Source organism: Pseudomonas alcaligenes, assembly GCF_041729615.1.
GTDB classification, from domain to species: Bacteria; Pseudomonadota; Gammaproteobacteria; order Pseudomonadales; family Pseudomonadaceae; genus Aquipseudomonas; species Aquipseudomonas alcaligenes_B.
In genome coordinates, this window is sequence record NZ_CP154874.1 from 180,862 (window position 1) to 199,873 (window position 19,012).

The following is a 19,012-nucleotide window of genomic DNA, read 5'->3' on the forward strand; positions in this document are numbered from 1 at the left end:
CAGGCATAATCGCGGCGTTGTCCGATCATGGAGTGAGCCGGTGTCCGATAACCATCTCGATCAGAACGTGTTGGCCTCCCTGCAGGATGTCATGGGGGAAGAGTATCCCGTGCTGCTGGATACCTTCCTGGTCGATTCGGACGAGCGCCAACGGCATATCCAGGCGGCCATGGCCGCCGCCGACGCCCAGGCCCTGCGCCTGGCCGCCCACAGCTTCAAAGGCAGCTGCAGCAACATGGGCGCGCCCCTGCTGGCCGGGCTGTGCAAGCAGTTGGAGGAGGCCGCCCGGCGCGAGCGGCTGGAGGAAGCGCCGGCGCTGATCGAACAGATCGGCCGCGAGTTCGCCATCGTGCGCATCCTGCTCAAGTCCGAGCGCCAGCGTTACCGCTGAAGTCTTTTCGGGCGGGGTGGCCGAGTTGGCCCGGCCCTTGCTCTATCCCCGGTACGATCCATCCCTAACGGAGAGTACCCATGTCCGTTGCACCCGACTTCCTCCTCCAGTCCGCGCCCGAAGTGCGGCCCAAGGCGCCTGCCGCCAAGGCCCCGTCCGGAGGCGCGGAGCCCGTCAAGAACGGGGACTCCAGCTTCGCCGAGGTCTATGCCAAGGAGCGCCAGGCCAAGGCTGCCGAGCGCAAGGAGGCGAGCGCCAAGGCTGCCGAGGAACGCTCGGCCGAAGCCAGGCCGACAGACGAGGCCGAGGACGAGGCAGCCGTCGAGCAGCCGGTCGTTGCCGAAAGCGGCAAAGGCTTGCCGGAGGATCTGCCCGAAGGCGGCGAGGAGGTCGTCGACCCGCTGCTGCTGATGGCCATGACTGGCCAACTGCCGGCCGAGGAGACCGTCGATCCGGCACTGAGCGGTGACGCGCAGATGACGGCCGACACGGCCGATCCGCTGTTGCAGGCGGCAACCCCGACGGTGGCCAGCGCCGCACCGGCCACCCTCACCGAGGCCAGTCACGATCCCGAGCTGGACATGCTCAACAGTCTGCCAGCGGTGAAGCTGGCGCTTGAGGTCGGCGCCCAGAATCAGGCCGCAGCCCAGCAGCAGTTGAGTCCTGGCGCGGTCGCCGCCGAGCGGGCCAGCAACCCGGGCCAGGGCTTCGCCAATGCCCTGGCGGCCTTCGCCGGCGAAGCCATGCCCAGCGAGGACGCGCCGAGCGAGGGGCTGGAGGGCGAGTTGCTCGGCGAGGCCCTGGATACCTCAGTGCCGAATCTTCGCGAAGGGCAGAGTGATGCGCGGGCCGAAGCCTTCGCCAGCAAGCTCAGCGCCCTGAGCCAGGCCATCAACCAGCAGACCGGCGCCGCCCAGCGCCCGCCACTGGTACCGGGTCAGCCGCTGCAGGTCGGCCAGCCTGGGATGAGCGAGGCGGTGGTGGACAAGGTCATGTGGCTGTCCAGCCAGAACCTCAAGTCCGCCGAGATCCAGCTCGACCCGGCCGAGCTGGGGCGCCTGGAGGTGCGTATCGAGCTGAACAAGGACCAGGCGGCCCAGGTCACCTTCGTCAGCGCCAACGCCAACGTGCGTGACCAGCTGGAAGGCCAGGCCCACCGCCTGCGCGAGCTGTTCGCCCAGCAGGGCATGAACCAGCTCGACGTCAACGTCTCCGACCAGTCCCTGGCGCGTGGCTCCCAGGGCGGTGGCGAGGAGGGCCAGGGGCGCTCCGCGGGTCGTGGCCTGGGTGGCTCCGGCGATGAGGAAGTGCTGAGCGGTGTCAGCGAGATCCGCACTCCGGCCGCCGGATCGGCGCCGCGCTGGCTGGTGGATTACTACGCCTGACGCCTGCCAGAGCCTGTTACAGGGAACTGCGCCCGGTGCCGATAAAGCACCGGGCGCAGTCGTTTTAGGGTGACAGGTGACCGTTGCCTTGGTATATCGGCAGCCGGTATCGGGGGACGCGGTAAAGGACTATCTTGTTTACAAGGTGGCATAACACTTGCTCCTAAGCCCTTGACCAAGGACAAATCTCAGTTCAGTGACGGATTTCTGGCATGGCAAAGAAACCAGCTCCCAAACCCCCGGCGGCCGAAGGCGGCGAGAAGACCGGCGGCAAGGGCAAGCTCAAGCTCATCATCCTGATCGTCGTGGCCCTGCTGCTGGCGGTGGGCCTCTCGGTAGGCGCGACGCTGTTCTTCCTGGGCAAGGACAAGGGGGCTGAGGATGAGGCGGCGGCCGAGGAGAGCGCCAGCGAAACGGCGCCACCGGTCAAGCAGCCGGCCATCTACGAGGCCATCGCCCCGGCTTTCATCGCCAACTACAACTACCAGGGGCGGCAGCGCTACATGCAGGTCAGCGTGGCGCTGATGGCGCGCAACCAGGCCGAACTGGACGCCCTCAAGGTGCATCTGCCGCTGGTGCGCAACCGCCTGGTCATGCTGTTCTCCGGCCAGGATTTCGGCGCCCTGATGACCCCGGTCGGCAAGGAGATGCTGCGCAGCCAGGCCACCGCGGTGGTGCAGGAGCTGGCGCAGAAGGAAACCGGCAAAACCGTGGTCGAACAGGTACTGTTCACCAATATCGTGCTGCAGTAGGCGGGAGCTAGCCATGGCCGTACAAGACCTGCTGTCACAGGACGAGATCGACGCGCTGCTGCATGGCGTCGACGATGGCCTGGTCGAGACCGAGGATGCCGGCGAGCCCGGCAGCGTCAAGAGCTACGACCTGACCAGCCAGGATCGCATCGTCCGCGGACGCATGCCGACCCTGGAGATGATCAACGAGCGTTTCGCCCGCTATACCCGCATCAGCATGTTCAACCTGCTGCGCCGCTCCGCCGATGTGGCGGTGGGCGGCGTGCAGGTGATGAAGTTCGGCGAGTACGTGCATTCGCTCTACGTGCCGACCAGCCTCAACCTGGTGAAGATGAAGCCGCTGCGCGGCACCGCGCTGTTCATCCTCGACGCCAAACTGGTGTTCAAGCTGGTGGACAACTTCTTCGGTGGCGACGGTCGCCACGCCAAGATCGAGGGCCGCGAGTTCACCCCCACCGAGCTGCGCGTGGTGCGCATGGTCATCGACCAGGCCTTCATCGACCTGAAGGAAGCCTGGCACGCGGTGATGGACGTCAACTTCGAGTACATCAACTCGGAAGTGAACCCGGCCCTGGCCAACATCGTCAGCCCCAGTGAGGTGGTGGTGGTTTCCACCTTCCATATCGAGCTGGACGGTGGTGGTGGCGACCTGCACATCACCATGCCCTATTCGATGATCGAGCCGATCCGCGAGATGCTCGACGCCGGCTTCCAGTCCGACGTCGACGACCAGGACGAGCGCTGGATCAAGGCCCTGCGCGAGGACATCCTCGACGTCAAGGTGCCGCTCGGCGCGACCCTGGCCCACCGCCAGCTCAAGCTGCGCGACATCCTGCACATGCAGCCGGGCGATGTGATCCCGGTGGAACTGCCGGAGCAGATGATCATGCGCGCCAACGGCGTGGCTGCCTTCAAGGTCAAGCTGGGCGCGCACAAGGGCAACCTGGCCCTGCAGATTCTCGAACCCGTGGAACGCCTGCGCTAAGGCGCGCTGATGCGGGTAGTCATTAACCTGAGCGGCCGGTCCGGCCCGCCAGATGAACAGATAGACAGCCAGCCGAGGTAGAGCGATGGCAGACGAAAACGAAGGTACCAGCCCAGAAGAGCAGGCCCTGGCCGACGAGTGGGCCGCGGCCCTGGCCGAGGCCGGCGATGCCGGGCAGGACGACATCGATGCGCTGATGAACCAGGGTGGCGCCGCCGCTCCGGCCGCGCCGCGCATGGCGATGGAAGAGTTCGGCGCCGCGCCCAAGCCGGGCAATGGTCCGGTGGCCCTGGAGGGCCCGAACCTGGACGTGATCCTCGACATCCCGGTGTCCATCTCCATGGAAGTCGGCAGCACCGAGATCAGCATCCGCAACCTGCTGCAGCTCAACCAGGGCTCGGTGGTGGAACTCGACCGCCTGGCCGGCGAGCCGCTGGACGTGCTGGTCAACGGCACCCTGATCGCCCATGGCGAGGTGGTGGTGGTCAACGAGAAGTTCGGCATCCGCCTGACCGACGTGATCAGCCCCAGCGAACGCATCAAGAAACTGCGCTGAGGTGATGATGCGTGGACTTTGCAGCCTTCTCCTGCTGGCGCCGTTGACGGCGCTGGCGGCCGAACCGGTGGCCAAGGTGGCGACCACGCCCATGGCCGGCAGCGATATCGGTGGCCAGCTGGCGCAGTTGCTGTTCGGCCTGCTGCTGGTGGTCGGCCTGATCTTCGCCCTGGCCTGGCTGCTGCGCCGGGTGCAGCAGATCGGCCCGCGCGGCAGTCAGGCGATCAAGCTGGTGGCCAGCCAGGCCCTGGGCCCGCGTGACCGCCTGCTGCTGGTCCAGGTCGGTGGCGAGCAGATTCTGCTTGGCATCAGCGCCGGGCGCATCACGCCGCTGCACGTGCTCAGGGAGCCGGTGCCGCTCGACGCCGCTACGCCGGCTACCCCGGAATTCGCCCAGCGCCTGATGGAGCTACTCGGCAAGGACCAGAAGGACAAGACATGAGCCCCTGGCGCATCCTGCTGACCCTCTTGCTGGCCCTGGCCGCGCCCCTGGCGTTCGGCGCTGACGACCCGCTGTCGATCAAGGCCATCACCCTCAGCACCAATGCCGAGGGGCAGCAGGAGTATTCGGTCAGCCTGCAGATCCTGCTGATCATGACGGCGCTGAGTTTCATCCCGGCGTTCGTCATGCTGATGACCAGCTTCACCCGCATCATCATCGTGTTCTCCATCCTGCGCCAGGCCCTGGGCCTGCAGCAGACGCCGTCGAACCAGATTCTCATCGGCCTGGCCCTGTTCCTGACCCTGTTCATCATGGCCCCGGTGTTCGACAGGATTAACCAGGACGCCCTGCAACCCTACCTCAACGAGCAGCTGCCGGCGCAGCAGGCGATCGCCCGGGCCGAGGTGCCGATCAAGGAGTTCATGCTGGCGCAGACCCGCGCCTCGGACCTGGAGCTGTTCGTGCGCCTGTCCAAGCGTACCGATATCGCCTCGCCCGAGCAGGCGCCGCTGACCATCCTGATCCCGGCCTTCGTCACCTCCGAGCTGAAGACCGCGTTCCAGATCGGCTTCATGATCTTCATCCCGTTCCTGATCATCGACATGGTGGTGGCCAGCATCCTCATGGCCATGGGCATGATGATGCTGTCGCCACTGATCATTTCCCTGCCGTTCAAGATCATGCTGTTCGTCCTGGTCGATGGCTGGGCGCTGATCATGGGCACCCTGGCCGGCAGCTTCGGCACGATATAGCGAGGCCCAGATGACTCCCGAAATCGCCGTCGACCTGTTCCGCGAAGCGCTCTGGCTGACCGCCCTGATCGTCGGCCTGCTGGTGCTGCCGAGCCTGCTGGTGGGCCTGCTGGTGGCTATGTTCCAGGCCGCCACGCAGATCAACGAACAGACCCTGAGCTTCATCCCGCGCCTGCTGGTGATGTTGCTCACCCTGATGTGGGCGGGGCCCTGGCTGGTGCGCGAGCTGATGGAGTACACCCAGACGCTGGTGCAGAACATTCCGCTGTTGATAGGCTGATGCTCGAACTGACCAATGCGCAGATCGGCGGCTGGGTGGGCCAGTTCCTCCTGCCGCTGTTTCGCATCGCCTCCATGCTGATGGTGATGCCGGTGATCGGCACCCAGCTGGTGCCGGCGCGGGTGCGCCTGTACCTAGCCCTGGCCATCTGCCTGGTGCTGGCGCCGACCCTGCCGCCGATGCCGCGGGTGGATGCGGTGAGCCTGCAGGCCATGCTGCTGATCGGCGAACAGGTGCTGATCGGGGTGATGTTCGGCTTCGTCCTGCAGCTGTACTTCCACCTGTTCACCGTGGCCGGGCAGATCATCGCCATGCAGATGGGCCTGGGTTTCGCCTCCATGGTCGATCCGGCCAACGGCGTGTCGGTGCCGGTGCTGGCGCAATTCCTGCTGATGCTGGTGACCCTGCTGTTCCTCGCCATGAACGGACACCTGGTGGTGTTCGAGGTGCTGGCCGAGAGTTTCGTCACCCTACCGGTGGGCCAGGGCCTGCTGCTCGACCATTACTGGGAACTGGCCGGCAAGCTGGCCTGGGTGATCGCCGCCGGCCTGCTGCTGTCGCTGCCGACGGTCACCGCGCTGCTGATCATCAACCTGGCCTTCGGCGTGATGACCCGCGCCGCGCCGCAGCTGAACATCTTCTCCATCGGCTTCCCGCTGACCCTGGTGCTCGGCATGTTCATCTTCTGGCTGGGGCTGACCGACTTCCTGGCGCACTTCCAGGTGCTCACCAGCGAAGCCCTACAACAGTTGCGCGAACTCGCGCGCGTACGCTGAGGAGGCTCCGTGGCAGAGAGCGAAAGCGGCGCGGACAAGAGCGAGGAGCCAACAAGCAAGCGTCTGGAAGAGGCGCGCAAGAAAGGCCAGATCGCCCGTTCGCGGGAGCTCAGCACCCTGGCGGTGACCTTCGGCGGCGCTGCGGCGCTGCTGATCTTCGGCGCGCAGATGGGCCAGGCCATGCTCGGCATGATGCAGGGAAATTTCGCCCTGCCGCGCGAAGTGCTGCTGGACGACGGCTCCATGGTCCGCCACCTGCTGAGCACCGGCATGGAGGCGTTGCTGGCGCTGCAGCCGTTCTTCATCGTGATGCTGATCGCCTCCATCATAGGGCCGGTCGCCCTGGGCGGCTGGCTGTTTTCCAGCGAGGCGCTGCAGCCCAAGTTCAGCCGCATGAACCCTTGGGAGGGGCTCAAGCGCATGTTCTCCACCAAGGCCCTGGTCGAGCTGCTCAAGGCCCTGGCCAAGTTCGTGATCATCCTGCTGGTGGCCCTGGCGGTGCTCAAGGCGGACCAGGACGACCTGCTGGCCATCGCTGACGAGCCGGTCGAGGCGGCCATCCTGCATGCCATGCTGGTGACCGGCTGGAGCCTGCTGTGGATGGCCTGCGGGTTGATCCTGATCGCCGCGGTGGACGTGCCGTTCCAGCTCTGGGATACCAAGCAGAAGCTGATGATGACCAAGCAGGAGGTCAAGGACGAGTACAAGGACAGCGAAGGCAAGCCCGAGGTCAAGTCGAAGATCCGCCAGCTGCAGCGGCAGATGGCGGAGCGGCGCATGATGCAGCAGGTGCCGGAGGCGGACGTGGTGATCACCAACCCGACCCACTTCGCCGTGGCCCTCAAGTACGACCCGGAGAAGGGCAATGCGCCGGTGCTGCTGGCCAAGGGTGGCGATTTCCTGGCGCTGAAGATCCGCGAGATCGCCCAGGAGCACAAGGTCACCCTGCTCGAGTCGCCGGCCCTGGCGCGGGCGGTGTACTTCTCCACCGAGGTCGACCAGGAAATTCCCGCCGGCCTGTACCTGGCCGTGGCCCAGGTACTGGCCTACGTCTATCAGCTCAAGCAGTTCCGCGCCGGCAAGGGCAAGCGCCCGGGGCCGCTGCCGGACCTGCCGATCCCGCCGGATTTGCGCCGCGACGAGTAGCGGCGCGGCCGTCTCTCTTGCCTTCGCGGCAGAGTTGGAATGCTTCTTGCCATTACCCCTGCACGGCGCCTTTCGCGTCAAAAGATTGAATGGGCTGGGGATAACAAGTGGCAGTGGATCGTGCGCAAATCATCGGGGACGTACGCAGCAACCTGGCGGGGTTGCGCCATGGCAATCTGGGTATTCCGCTGCTGCTGCTGGTCATGCTCGCCATGGTCATGCTGCCGATCCCGCCGTTCCTCCTCGACGTGCTGTTCACCTTCAGCATCGCCCTGTCCATCGTGGTCCTGCTGGTCGCCATCTACTCGCTGAGGCCGCTGGACTTCGCCGTCTTCCCCACCGTGCTGCTGGCCGCGACCCTGCTGCGCCTGGCGCTGAACGTCGCCTCCACCCGCGTGGTGCTGCTGCACGGCCAGGAGGGGCATGACGCCGCGGGCAAGGTGATCCAGGCCTTCGGCGAGGTGGTGATCGGCGGCAACTACGTGGTCGGCGCCGTGGTGTTCGCCATCCTGATGATCATCAACTTCGTGGTGGTCACCAAGGGTGCAGGGCGCATTTCCGAGGTGAGCGCGCGTTTCACCCTGGACGCCATGCCCGGCAAGCAGATGGCCATCGACGCCGACCTCAATGCCGGCCTGATCGACCAGGCCGAGGCCAAGCGGCGCCGTGCCGAGGTGGCCCAGGAGGCCGACTTCTACGGTTCGATGGACGGTGCCTCGAAGTTCGTCCGCGGCGACGCCGTGGCCGGCCTGCTGATTCTCTTCATCAACCTCATCGGCGGCATTGCCATCGGCGTGCTGCAGCACGACCTGGCCTTTGCCGAGGCCGGGCGCATCTACACCCTGCTGACCATCGGCGACGGCCTGGTGGCGCAGATCCCCTCGCTGCTGCTGTCCACCGCCGCCGCCATCATGGTCACCCGGGTCTCCACTTCCGAAGATATGGGGGCCCAGGTCAGCCGACAGATGTTCGCCTCGCCCAAGGCCCTGGCCGTGTCGGCAGCGATCATGATCACCATGGGCCTGGTGCCGGGCATGCCGCACGTACCTTTCATCGGTCTCGGCCTGATCGCGGCCGGCGCGGCCTACTGGATTGCCAACAAGCAGCGCAAGGTCAAGGAGGAGGAGGTCAAGGAGGTCAAGCGCCAGCAGGAGCTGCTGCCGGCGCAGAAGGCCCAGGAGGTCAAGGAGCTGGGCTGGGACGACGTCACCCCGGTGGACATGGTAGGCCTGGAGGTCGGCTACCGCCTGATCCCGCTGGTGGATCGCAACCAGGGGGGGCAGTTGCTGGCGCGGATCAAGGGCGTGCGCAAGAAGCTGTCGCAGGAGATGGGCTTCCTGATGCCGTCGGTACATATCCGCGACAACCTCGACCTGTTGCCCAATGCCTATCGCCTGACCCTGATGGGCGTCAGCGTGGCCGAGGCCGAGGTGTATCCGGAGCGCGAACTGGCGATCAACCCCGGCCAGGTGTTCGGCACCCTCAACGGCATCGCCGCCAAGGATCCGGCGTTCGGCCTGGAAGCGGTGTGGATCGACCCGAGCCAGCGCGACCAGGCGCAGTCGCTCGGCTACACGGTGGTGGATGCCAGCACCGTGGTCGCCACCCACCTCAACCAGGTCCTGCACAAGCATGCCCATGAGCTGATCGGCCATGAGGAGGTGCAGCAGTTGCTGCAGCTGCTGGCCAAGACCTCGCCGAAGCTGGCCGAGGAGCTGGTGCCGGGCATGGTCTCGCTGTCGACCCTGCTCAAGGTGCTGCAGGCGCTGCTGCAGGAGCAGGTGCCGGTGCGCGATATCCGCAGCATCGCCGAGGCCATCTCCAATGTCGCCGGCAAGAGTCAAGATCCCGCCGCGATGGTCGCCGCGGTTCGCGTCGCACTGGCCCGTGCAATCGTGCAAAGCATTGTGGGACTAGAGCCGGAGCTGCCTGTGATCACTCTGGAGCCCAGGTTGGAACAGTTATTGCTCAATAGCCTGCAGAAGGCCGGTCAGGGCTCTGAGGATGGCATCCTCCTCGAACCCGGAATGGCCGAGAAGCTGCAACGCTCCCTGGTGGAAGCGGCGCAGCGCCAGGAAATGCTCGGCAAGCCGGTGATCCTGCTGGTGGCCGGCCCGGTCCGGGCGATGCTGTCGCGATTCGCGCGGCTCGCCGTACCCAACATGCATGTACTGGCCTACCAGGAAATACCGGACAACAAGCAGGTCACGATCGTCGCCACGGTCGGCCAGAACTGAGGGTTCTAAGCCATGCAAGTCAAACGCTTCTTCGCCGCCGATATGCGTACCGCCATGAAGCTGGTGCGTGACGAACTGGGCGCCGACGCCGCCATCATCGGCAACCGCCGCGTGGCCGGCGGCGTGGAGCTGACCGCGGCGCTGGACTACCAGCCGGCCACCCCGGCGCGTACGCCCAACCCGGCGCTGGAGGCCGAGCTGCGCAAGACCCAGGCGAAGATCGCCAATGCCCAGGCCGAGCTGACCATCCGCGCGGTGGCCGACGAGCGCAAGGATCGCCAGCTGTTCGCCAACGAATCGCTGATCGCTCCCGAGCTGCCGGCCACTGCGGTCAAGGTGCAGCGCCCGGTGGCCGCTCCGCAGGCTGCCAGCAAGCCGACCGCCGCCGCGGTCGACCAGCGCGCCCTGGATGCCATGCGCTTCGAGCTGCACGGTCTGCGTGAACTGATCGAGGTGCAGTTGGGCTCCATCGCCTGGGGCCAGCTGCAGAACCGCAAGCCGCAGCAGGCCAACCTGTGGCGTCGCCTGCAGCGCATGGGCCTGTCCGCCGAGCTGTCCAAGGCGCTGCTGGAGCGCGTGGCCAAGGTCGCCGATCCGCGCCAGGCCTGGCGCATGCTGCTGGCCCATCTGGCCCATGCGATCAAGACCCCGGCGGTCGAGCCGCTGGAGGAGGGCGGGGTGATCGCCCTGGTCGGCCCGGCCGGCATGGGCAAGACCACCACCCTGGCCAAGATGGCCGCGCGCTACGTGCTGAAGTACGGCTCGCAGAGCATCGCCCTGGTCAGCATGGACAGCTTCCGTATCGGCGCCCAGGAGCAGATCAAGACCCTCGGCCGCATCCTCAACGTTTCCGTGACCCAGGTCGATCCGGGCCAGTCGCTGATCCAGGCCCTGGCACCGCTGGCGCGCAAGAAGGTGATCCTGATCGACACCGCCGGCCTGCCGGGCAACGACCCGGCCCTGCGCCTGCAGCTGGAGAGCCTGGCTGCGCGCGGCCTGAAGGCGAAGAACTACCTGGTGCTGGCTGCCACCAGCCAGGCCCAGGTGCTCAAGGCCGCCTATCACAGCTACAAGCAGTGCGGCCTGGCCGGCTGCATCCTGAGCAAGGTGGACGAGGCGGCCAATCTAGGTGAAGTTCTGGGGCTGGCCATCAGCCAGCATCTCCCGGTAGCCTATCTGGCTGACGGGCCGAAGATTCCGGACGATCTGCAGGTACCGCGCAGCCACCAGTTGGTGAGTCGCGCCGTGAGCCTGCAGACCGAGGAAGATCCGAGCGAGGAAGCCATGGCCGACATGTTTGCCGGCTTCTACCACCCGCGTCGCGCGGGGTAGGGCAGGCGGTGGCGCGCAAGGCGTTCTAGTGTGTAGGAACAGGTCGGTGTAGTTGCCCGACCAGCCCAGACCAGGCAAGACAAGGTAAGAGAAGAACATGGGTAGTATGCATCCCGTACAGGTGATCGCAGTCACTGGCGGCAAGGGCGGCGTCGGCAAGACCAACGTGTCGGTGAATCTGTCGCTGGCGCTGGCCGACCTCGGTCGCCGGGTCATGCTGATGGACGCCGACCTGGGCCTGGCCAACGTCGACGTACTGCTCGGCCTGACGCCCAAGCGCACCCTGGCCGATGTGATAAACGGCGAGTGCGACCTCAAGGACGTGCTGCTGCAAGGGCCCGGCGGCATCCGCATCGTGCCCGCGGCATCCGGTACGCAGAGCATGGTGCAGCTGTCGCCGGTACAGCATGCCGGCCTGATCCAGGCCTTCAGCGACATCAGCGACAACCTTGATGTGCTGGTAATCGACACCGCCGCCGGCATCGGCGACGGCGTGGTCAGCTTCGTCCGTGCCGCCCAGGAGGTGCTGGTGGTGGTCTGCGACGAGCCGACCTCGATCACCGACGCCTACGCGCTGATCAAGCTGCTCAACCGCGATTACGGCATGAACCGCTTCCGCGTCCTGGCCAACATGGCCCACAGCCCGCAGGAAGGGCGCAACCTCTTTGCTAAACTGACCAAGGTGACCGATCGCTTCCTCGATGTGGCCTTGCAGTACGTGGGCGCCGTTCCCTACGACGAATCCGTCCGCAAGGCCGTGCAGAAACAGCGCGCGGTGTACGAAGCCTTCCCGCGCTCGAAATGCGCACTGGCGTTCAAGGCGATTGCCCAGAAAGTCGACACCTGGCCGCTTCCGGCCAACCCGCGCGGCCATCTGGAGTTCTTCGTCGAGCGTCTGGTGCAGCAGCCGATCGCGGGGACGGCCGTATGACAGCAGCCAGTGGACTTCGCATGTACAACAAGGCGCAAGCGCAGGATTCCCAGCACCAGCTGATCGAGCGATACGCGCCGCTGGTCAAGCGCATCGCCTATCACCTGCTGGCGCGCCTGCCGGCCAGCGTGCAGGTCGACGATCTGATGCAGGCCGGCATGATCGGCCTGCTGGAGGCCTCGAAGAAATACGATGGCAGCAAGGGCGCCAGCTTCGAGACCTACGCCGGCATCCGCATCCGTGGCGCCATGCTCGACGAGGTGCGCAAGGGTGACTGGGCACCGCGCTCGGTCCACCGCAACAGCCGCATGGTCAGCGATGCCATCCGCGCAATCGAGGCCAGAACCGGTCGAGACGCTAAAGATCAAGAGGTTGCGGCCGAACTCCAATTGAGTCTCGAGGATTACTACGGCATCCTTGGCGACACTCAGGGGAGCCGCCTGTTCAGCTTCGACGACCTGATGCAGGACGGCGAGCATGGCGGTTTGCTCGAGGATGCCAGTAGCCACAGCGGTCCCCTGCACGGCCTGGAAGACGAGCGTTTCCAGGCGGCGCTGGCCGATGCCATCGCCCACCTGCCGGAGCGCGAGCGGCTGGTGCTGGCGCTGTACTACGACGAAGAATTGAATTTGAAGGAAATCGGCGAAGTTCTGGGGGTCAGCGAGTCCCGGGTCAGCCAGTTGCACAGCCAGTGCGCCGCCCGTTTGCGCGCACGTCTGGGTGAGTGGCGGGCCAGCTGACGAAGAGCCGGTTTCAAGATTTGCGACGTCCCGGGGTGCCGGTGGCGTTTAGGACTGTACGGAGGTCGACTTGGACAAGAACATGAAAATCCTCATCGTTGACGATTTCTCGACGATGCGACGGATCATCAAGAACCTCCTGCGTGATCTGGGGTTCACCAACACGGCCGAGGCCGACGACGGCAATACGGCCCTGCCCATGCTGCAGAGCGGTAGTTTCGACTTCCTGGTGACCGACTGGAACATGCCCGGCATGACCGGTATCGACCTGCTGCGCGCGGTGCGTGCGGACGAGCGCCTGAAGAATCTGCCGGTGCTGATGGTGACCGCCGAGGCCAAGCGCGAACAGATCATCGAGGCCGCCCAGGCTGGCGTGAATGGCTATGTCGTCAAGCCGTTCACCGCCCAGGTGCTGAAGGAGAAGATCGAGAAGATCTTCGAACGGGTTAACGGCTGATGATCGCCGCGAGGGCGCTATGGCACACGATGATTCACACCTGGGCGAACTCGAATCGACCCTGAAGGCGCATGCCACCCAACTCGTCGAGAGCCTGGAGAAGGGCCGTTTCGGCGAGGCGGTCAGCCTGATCCACGAGCTCAACAAGGCGCGCGACCACGGCCTGTATCAGGAAGTCGGCAAGCTCACCCGCGAACTGCACAACTCGATCGTCAACTTCCAGATCGACCCGCGCAATCCGCACGCGCAGGAGATCTCGCAGATCACCGACGCCACCGAGCGCTTGTCCTATGTGGTGCAGATGACCGAGAAAGCGGCCAACCGCACCATGGACCTGGTCGAGCAGAGTGCGCCGCTGGTCAACGACCTGGGCGATGAGGCACAGGCCCTGTCTGCCGACTGGGGCAAGTTCATGCGCCGCGAGATGGGCGCCGACGCTTTCCGCGACCTGGCCAAGCGCATCGAACTCTTCCTCGCTCGCAGCGAGCGTGACAGCCAGCGTCTGTCCGGCTACCTCAACGACATTCTCTTGGCCCAGGATTTCCAGGATCTCACCGGGCAGGTGATCAAGCGCGTGACCCAGCTGGTCACCGAAGTGGAGCGCGACCTGCTCAAGCTGATGCTGATGGCCAGCCATGTCGACCGCTTCGCCGGTATCGAGCATGACCTGGAGGCGCTGCGTGCCGAGCAAGAACAACAAAAAGAGCCTTCCAAGGGTGAAGGTCCGCAGATTCATGCCGATAAGCGTGATGACGTCGCGTCCAGCCAGGACGATGTCGACGACCTGCTGTCCAGCCTTGGATTTTAGGGCTCTAGAAGAGCCTTTGGAGCGCACCGATGAGCTTCGACGCCGATGAAGAAATCCTCCAGGACTTCCTGGTAGAGGCCGGCGAAATTCTTGAGCTGCTGTCCGAGCAACTGGTCGAGCTGGAGAGCCGGCCGGATGACATGGACCTGCTCAATGCCATCTTCCGTGGTTTCCACACGGTCAAGGGTGGCGCCGGCTTCCTCCAGCTCAATGAGCTGGTGGAGTGCTGTCACATCGCGGAGAACGTCTTCGACATCCTGCGCAAGGGTGAGCGGCGGGTCACTGCCGAGCTGATGGACGTGGTCCTGCAGGCGCTGGATGCGGTCAACGAAATGTTCAGTCAGGTGCGCGAACGCACCGAGCCGACCCCGGCCACTCCCGAGCTGCTGGCCGCGCTGGCACGCCTGGCCGAACCGGAGAGCGCCGACGAGCAGGCTGCCGAGCCTGAGCCTGAGCCCGAGCCGGTGGCCGAAGCGGCACCCGGTGGCGATATCACCGACAGTGAGTTCGAGCAGCTGCTCGATGCCATCGGCGACCAGCCGGCTGCCGAGACTCCCGCCGCAGGCGGTGGCGACGAGATCACCGATGACGAGTTCGAGGCGCTGCTCGACCAGCTGCACGGCAAGGGCAAGTTCGCCGGCGCGGCCGAAGAGGCCCCGGTAGCCAAAGCGGCGGCCCCGGCTGCTGCATCCGCTGCTGACGAGATCACCGACGACGAGTTCGAGGCGCTGCTCGACCAGCTGCACGGCAAGGGCAAGTTCGCCGGCGCCGTGGAAGAGGCCCCCGCAGCCAAAGCGGCAGCCCCAGCTGCTCCGGTTGCGGCGAGCGGTGGCGACGAGATCACCGATGACGAGTTCGAGGCGCTGCTCGACCAGCTGCATGGCAAGGGCAAGTTCGCCGGCGCCGTGGAAGAGGCGCCTGCAATCAAAGCGGCGACCCCGGCGCCTGCAGCCAAGAAGGTGGAGCCGGCCAAGCCCGTGGCTGCCAAACCCGCAGCCAAGCCCGAGCCCGCCAAGCCGACACCCGCCGCGGCTCCTGCCGCTGCGGCCGCCGCCCCCAGCGAGGCGGAAACCACGGTGCGCGTCGATACCGCACGCCTGGACGAGATCATGAACATGGTCGGCGAGCTGGTGCTGGTGCGTAACCGCCTGGTGCGCCTGGGCCTGAACAGCGGCGACGAGGCCATGGCTAAGGCCGTGTCCAACCTCGATGTGGTCACCGCGGACCTGCAGACCTCGGTCATGAAGACCCGCATGCAGCCGATCAAGAAGGTCTTCGGCCGCTTTCCGCGCCTGGTTCGCGACCTGGCGCGCAACCTGAAGAAAGAGATCAACCTGGAGCTGGTCGGCGAAGAAACCGACCTCGACAAGAACCTGGTCGAGGCCCTCGCCGACCCGTTGGTGCACCTGGTGCGCAACGCCGTCGACCATGGCATCGAGAGCCCCGAGGAACGCGAGGCCGCAGGCAAGGCGCGGGCTGGCCGCGTGGTGCTGTCGGCCGAGCAGGAGGGCGACCACATCCTGTTGTCGATCTCCGACGACGGCAAGGGCATGGACCCGGAGATCCTCCGCGCCAAGGCGGTGGAGAAGGGGCTGCTGGACAAGGACGCGGCCGATCGCCTGAGCGAGACCGAGTGCTACAACCTGATCTTCGCCCCGGGCTTCTCGACCAAGACCGAAATTTCCGACGTGTCCGGCCGCGGTGTTGGCATGGATGTGGTGAAGACCAAGATTTCCCAGCTCAACGGCATCATCAACGTGCACTCGGCCAAGGGCCAGGGCTCGAAGATCGTCATCAAGGTGCCGCTGACCCTGGCGATCATGCCGACCCTGATGGTGATGCTGGGCAACCAGGCCTTCGCCTTCCCGCTGGTCAACGTCAACGAGATCTTCCACCTCGACCTGTCGCGCACCAACGTGGTGGACGGCCAGGAAGTGGTCATCGTGCGCGACAAGGCGCTGCCGCTGTTCTACCTCAAGCGCTGGCTGGTCAATGGCGCGGTCGACGAGGAGCAGCGCGAGGGACATGTGGTCATCCTCACCGTTGGCAGCCAGCGCATCGGCTTCGTGGTCGACCAGCTGGTGGGCCAGGAGGAGGTGGTGATCAAGCCGCTGGGCAAGATGCTGCAGGGCACCCCGGGCATGTCCGGCGCTACCATTACCGGTGACGGGCGCATCGCCCTGATTCTCGACGTGCCGAGCATGCTCAAGCGCTACGCGCGTCGTATCTGATCGTTCGCGGCTGGCTCGGCCAGTCCCTCTGGAGTGTTTATGGCAGTCAAGGTCCTGGTGGTGGATGATTCCGGCTTTTTCCGCCGCCGGGTCTCGGAGATTCTCTCCGCCGACCCCGATATTCAGGTGGTTGGTACCGCCACCAACGGTCGCGAGGCCATCGATCAGGCACTGGCGCTGAAGCCGGACGTGATCACCATGGACTACGAGATGCCGATGATGGATGGCATCACGGCGGTCAAGAACATCATGCAGCGCTGCCCGACCCCGGTACTGATGTTCTCCTCGCTGACCCACGAGGGCGCCCGCGTCACCCTCGATGCGCTGGATGCCGGCGCGGTGGACTACCTGCCGAAGAACTTCGAGGACATCTCGCGCAACCCAGAGAAGGTCAAGGCGCTGCTGTGCGAGAAAGTCCATACCATCGCCCGCAGCAACCGGCGTTACAGTACTTTCAGCAGTCCCGCGGCCAGCCCGGCGCCGGCTGCCGCGCCCCAGGCAACAGCGCGTAGTAGCGCCACACCCGCCGCGGCCCCTTCCAGCCGGCCCAGCGTGGCACCGGCGACTCCGGCTCAGGGTGCGGCGCCAAAGCGCAAGTCCTACAAGCTGGTGGCCATCGGTACTTCCACCGGTGGCCCGGTGGCCCTGCAGCGCGTACTGACCCAGCTGCCGGCCAATTTTCCGGCGCCCATCGTGCTTATCCAGCACATGCCGGCAGCCTTTACCAAGGCTTTTGCCGAGCGCCTGGACAAACTGTGCCGGATCAGTGTGAAGGAAGCCGAGGATGGCGATGTGCTGCGTCCTGGCCTGGCCCTGCTGGCGCCCGGTGGCAAGCAGATGATGGTCGATCCGCGCGGTGCGGTGCGCATCCTGCCGGGTGATGAGCGTCTCAACTACAAACCCTGCGTCGACATCACCTTCGGCTCGGCGGCCAAGTCGTTCAGCGACAAGGTGCTGGCCGTGGTGCTCACCGGCATGGGCGCCGATGGCCGCGAGGGTGCGCGCCTGCTCAAGCAGAGCGGCAGCCAGGTGTGGGCCCAGGACGAGGCCAGCTGCGTGATCTATGGCATGCCCATGGCGGTGGTCAAGGCCAACCTGGCCGACGCCGTGTACGGCCTCGACGAGATCGGCCGGCACCTGGCCGAGGCCTGCGTCTGATGGATGTACTCAGCCTCATCGGCGTCATCCTCGCCTTCGTCGCCATCATCGGCGGCAACTACCTGGAAGGCGGGCATGCTGGCGCGTTGGTCAACGGCCCTGCGGCACTGATCGTGATCGGCGGTACCCTGGGTGCCGCCTTCATCCAGGCGCCGATGGCGGTTTTCAAGCGCGCGCTGGCGATCCTGCGCTGGATCATCTTCCCGCCGCGCATCGACCTGGCCGGTGGCATCAACAGCGTGGTGGCCTGGAGCATGACCGCGCGCAAGGAGGGCCTGCTGGGCCTCGAGTCGGTGGCCGACATCGAGACCGACCCCTATGCGCGCAAGGGCCTGCAGCTGCTGGTGGACGGTGCCGAGCCGGAGGCCATCCGCAGCATCCTCGAAGTCGACCTGTATACCCAGGAGGCCCGTGACATTCAGGCGGCCAAGGTCTACGAGAGCATGGGCGGCTATGCACCGACCATCGGTATCATCGGTGCGGTGATGGGCCTGATCCATGTGATGGGCAACCTGGCCGACCCGAGCAAGCTCGGCAGCGGTATCGCCGTAGCCTTCGTCGCCACCATCTACGGCGTCGCCTTCGCCAACCTGCTGCTGCTGCCGGTGGGCAACAAGCTCAAGGCCATTGCCATGCGTCAGTCGCGTTATCGCGAGATGCTGCTGGAAGGCATCCTGTCCATCGCCGAGGGTGAGAACCCCCGTTCCATCGAGCTGAAGCTGCAAGGCTTCATGGACTGACGGGGTAGGGCGCATGGCCCGGCGGCGCAATCACGAAGAGCACGAGAATCACGAACGCTGGCTGGTGTCCTACGCGGACTTCATCACCCTGCTGTTCGCTTTCTTCGTGGTGATGTACTCGATCTCCTCGATCAACGAAGGCAAGTACAAGGTGCTGTCGGAGAGCCTGGTCGGGGTGTTCAGCGAGCCGGAGCGGGCGATCAAGCCGATTCCCATCGGCGACGAGAAGCCGCGCACCACCGAGCCCGACCGCTCGATGATCGAGGACAATCCCAACGGCAGCGCCAGCGAGGAGCCGAGCGACCCACTGCAGGAGATCGCCTCCAGCATGCGCGATGCCTTCGGCGATCTGATCGCCTCCGAGCAGCTGACCGTGCGCGGCAATGAGCTGTGGGTGGAGATCGAACTGAATTCCAGTCTGCTGTTCCCCAGCGGCGACGCGGTGCCCAACGAGACGGCCTTCACTTTGATCGAGAAGGTGGCGAAGATCCTCGCGCCCTACGAGAACCCGATCCACGTGGAGGGCTTCACCGATAACCTGCCGATCAATACCGCGCAGTTCCCCAGCAACTGGGAGCTGTCCACCGCGCGGGCGGCCAGCATAGTGCGGATGCTGGCGATGGACGGGGTCAACCCGGGGCGTCTGGCGGCGGTCGGCTATGGCGAGTTCCAGCCGGTGGCCGACAATGCCACCGAGGAGGGGCGCTCGCGCAACCGCCGGGTGGTGCTGGTGATCTCGCGCAATCTCGATGTTCGGCGCAGTATCAGCGGGGTCGGCAGTGCCAAGGCCCAGGCGGACCCCGCACTGCAGCGGGCTGGCACGCAATCTGCACCGCCAGCTCCAGTGGCGGCGCCGGTGACCGGTCCCGCCAATATTTCGACGCCTGCGCCATGAGGCGCCTATCAGTTCTCG

At 65.6% G+C, this 19,012-nt stretch carries 20 protein-coding genes; all 20 read left to right on the forward strand.

Annotated elements, in window-relative coordinates:
• The first annotated feature begins 40 nt into the window (after positions 1-40).
• The 20 genes from AAG092_RS00895 to motD all read left to right on the forward strand — a co-directional run bounded on the left by AAG092_RS00895 (position 41) and on the right by motD (position 18,994).
• Positions 41-391, forward strand: coding sequence for an Hpt domain-containing protein (locus AAG092_RS00895; protein ID WP_110683716.1), 351 nt, complete (start codon positions 41-43; stop codon positions 389-391).
• A gap of 80 nt (positions 392-471) precedes the next feature.
• Entirely contained in the window at positions 472-1,776 is a 1,305-nt protein-coding gene (locus AAG092_RS00900) for a flagellar hook-length control protein FliK (protein ID WP_373388120.1), read from the forward strand.
• A gap of 212 nt (positions 1,777-1,988) precedes the next feature.
• Positions 1,989-2,528 carry a flagellar basal body-associated protein FliL gene (gene fliL / locus AAG092_RS00905; protein WP_110683718.1) on the forward strand — a complete coding sequence of 180 codons (540 nt, stop codon included), beginning with the start codon at positions 1,989-1,991 and terminating at the stop codon, positions 2,526-2,528.
• A 13-nt stretch (positions 2,529-2,541) separates the two neighbouring features.
• On the forward strand, positions 2,542-3,513 hold the full coding sequence (gene fliM / locus AAG092_RS00910) for a flagellar motor switch protein FliM (protein WP_110683719.1): 972 nt from the start codon (positions 2,542-2,544) through the stop codon (positions 3,511-3,513).
• Positions 3,514-3,598: 85 nt separating this feature from the next.
• Entirely contained in the window at positions 3,599-4,069 is a 471-nt protein-coding gene (gene fliN / locus AAG092_RS00915) for a flagellar motor switch protein FliN (RefSeq protein WP_110683720.1), read from the forward strand.
• A gap of 7 nt (positions 4,070-4,076) precedes the next feature.
• A complete protein-coding gene (fliO, locus tag AAG092_RS00920; RefSeq protein WP_373388121.1) occupies positions 4,077-4,511 on the forward strand; it encodes a flagellar biosynthetic protein FliO in 435 nt (144 codons plus the stop codon).
• Positions 4,508-5,263, forward strand: a complete 756-nt coding sequence (gene fliP / locus AAG092_RS00925; RefSeq protein ID WP_110683721.1) for a flagellar type III secretion system pore protein FliP — start codon at positions 4,508-4,510, stop codon at positions 5,261-5,263. The genes fliO and fliP overlap by 4 nt, the downstream gene beginning before the upstream one ends.
• A gap of 10 nt (positions 5,264-5,273) precedes the next feature.
• A complete protein-coding gene (fliQ, locus tag AAG092_RS00930; RefSeq protein WP_110683722.1) occupies positions 5,274-5,543 on the forward strand; it encodes a flagellar biosynthesis protein FliQ in 270 nt (89 codons plus the stop codon).
• Positions 5,543-6,319 (forward strand): flagellar biosynthetic protein FliR, encoded by a 777-nt coding sequence (gene fliR / locus AAG092_RS00935; RefSeq protein WP_373388122.1) that lies wholly within the window; start codon positions 5,543-5,545, stop codon positions 6,317-6,319. The genes fliQ and fliR overlap by 1 nt, the downstream gene beginning before the upstream one ends.
• Before the next feature lie 9 nt (positions 6,320-6,328).
• Positions 6,329-7,465, forward strand: a complete 1,137-nt coding sequence (flhB, locus tag AAG092_RS00940; protein WP_373388123.1) for a flagellar biosynthesis protein FlhB — start codon at positions 6,329-6,331, stop codon at positions 7,463-7,465.
• A gap of 113 nt (positions 7,466-7,578) precedes the next feature.
• Positions 7,579-9,702, forward strand: coding sequence for a flagellar biosynthesis protein FlhA (gene flhA / locus AAG092_RS00945; protein WP_373388124.1), 2,124 nt, complete (start codon positions 7,579-7,581; stop codon positions 9,700-9,702).
• Between the two features lie 12 nt (positions 9,703-9,714).
• Positions 9,715-11,034 (forward strand): flagellar biosynthesis protein FlhF, encoded by a 1,320-nt coding sequence (gene flhF / locus AAG092_RS00950; RefSeq protein WP_373388125.1) that lies wholly within the window; start codon positions 9,715-9,717, stop codon positions 11,032-11,034.
• Between the two features lie 97 nt (positions 11,035-11,131).
• Positions 11,132-11,965, forward strand: coding sequence for a flagellar synthesis regulator FleN (fleN, locus tag AAG092_RS00955; RefSeq protein WP_110683727.1), 834 nt, complete (start codon positions 11,132-11,134; stop codon positions 11,963-11,965).
• Positions 11,962-12,705 carry an RNA polymerase sigma factor FliA gene (fliA, locus tag AAG092_RS00960; RefSeq protein ID WP_110683728.1) on the forward strand — a complete coding sequence of 248 codons (744 nt, stop codon included), beginning with the start codon at positions 11,962-11,964 and terminating at the stop codon, positions 12,703-12,705. Before fleN ends, fliA begins: the two co-directional genes overlap by 4 nt.
• Positions 12,706-12,787: 82 nt before the next feature.
• Positions 12,788-13,162 (forward strand): chemotaxis response regulator CheY, encoded by a 375-nt coding sequence (locus AAG092_RS00965; protein ID WP_181418812.1) that lies wholly within the window; start codon positions 12,788-12,790, stop codon positions 13,160-13,162.
• Between the two features lie 19 nt (positions 13,163-13,181).
• Positions 13,182-13,970: a protein phosphatase CheZ gene (locus AAG092_RS00970; protein WP_110683730.1), complete on the forward strand. Its 789-nt coding sequence runs from the start codon at positions 13,182-13,184 to the stop codon at positions 13,968-13,970.
• Positions 13,971-13,999: 29 nt separating this feature from the next.
• A complete protein-coding gene (locus AAG092_RS00975; protein ID WP_373388126.1) occupies positions 14,000-16,201 on the forward strand; it encodes a chemotaxis protein CheA in 2,202 nt (733 codons plus the stop codon).
• Positions 16,202-16,240: 39 nt separating this feature from the next.
• Complete coding sequence (locus AAG092_RS00980; RefSeq protein WP_373388127.1) at positions 16,241-17,359, forward strand: chemotaxis response regulator protein-glutamate methylesterase; 1,119 nt, start codon at positions 16,241-16,243, stop codon at positions 17,357-17,359.
• On the forward strand, positions 17,359-18,099 hold the full coding sequence (locus AAG092_RS00985) for a flagellar motor protein (protein ID WP_373388128.1): 741 nt from the start codon (positions 17,359-17,361) through the stop codon (positions 18,097-18,099). The genes AAG092_RS00980 and AAG092_RS00985 overlap by 1 nt, the downstream gene beginning before the upstream one ends.
• A gap of 13 nt (positions 18,100-18,112) precedes the next feature.
• Positions 18,113-18,994, forward strand: a complete 882-nt coding sequence (gene motD, locus AAG092_RS00990) for a flagellar motor protein MotD (RefSeq protein WP_373388129.1) — start codon at positions 18,113-18,115, stop codon at positions 18,992-18,994.
• The last annotated feature ends 18 nt before the right edge of the window (positions 18,995-19,012 follow it).